Below are 671 nucleotides of genomic sequence, written 5' to 3' on the forward strand. Positions count from 1 at the left end.
ATCGCGCCCGAGCCGGGGCGCATCGCGCTGCGCGGCGTGGGCGGCGCGTTCACGGTGCTGTCGGGCACGCCGCTCGGTGCGCAGGACCCGCGCGCCGACTACCAGGCGCTGTACCGCAACGCGGGGCTGCAACTGGGCAGGGCGCTGGTGCAGCCGGAGGGCGAATCTCCAGCCTCGGCGCCGCGCCTCGGCCCATGCCAGGGCCCGAGGGCGGATGGTGGGGCAGCATCCGCCGCTGGTTCGGCGCCGAAGGCTGGCTGCGCCCGGCCTTCGCGGTGCTGGCGCTGTGCGTGGTGATCCAGAACGTGGGGCTGCTCGGCGGGCGCGACGCGGCCGAAGAAGACGAGGTGCGTTTTCGCGCCGTGCCCACCGCGCCCGCGCCGGTGCGCGCCGACCTGGTCGTGCGCTGGAAGGACGGCGTGCGCATGGACGAGGCCGACCGGCTGCTGCAGTCGATCTCGGCCGATGTGGTGGGCGGGCCCGGCGGCAACGGCGCGTGGCGGCTGCGCGTGCCGGAGCCGGTGGATGCATTGGCGGTGCTGGCGGCATCGCCGTTGGTCGAGTCGGCCGGGCCGGCGCCGGAGCGGCCATGACAACACCGCGCCGCATGCCCCCGCGTTTCTCCCTCCCCTTCCGGGGGAGGGCAGGGGTGGGGGCACGCGGCGCTCGCG

At 76.5% G+C, this 671-nt stretch carries 1 protein-coding gene and 1 pseudogene; both read left to right on the forward strand.

Translation table 11 applies throughout. The features are described from left to right. Window positions 1–297: pseudogene (locus BMG07_RS43845) on the forward strand (hypothetical protein); the annotation flags it as partial. Next, on the forward strand, window positions 195–593 hold the full coding sequence (locus tag BMG07_RS40930) for a hypothetical protein (RefSeq protein WP_269759922.1): 399 nt from the start codon (window positions 195–197) through the stop codon (window positions 591–593). The pseudogene BMG07_RS43845 and the gene BMG07_RS40930, both read left to right, overlap by 103 nt. The last annotated feature ends 78 nt before the right edge of the window (window positions 594–671 follow it).

It is taken from the genome of Variovorax sp. E3 (assembly GCF_016082275.1).
In the GTDB taxonomy this organism is placed as follows: Bacteria; Pseudomonadota; Gammaproteobacteria; order Burkholderiales; family Burkholderiaceae_C; genus Variovorax.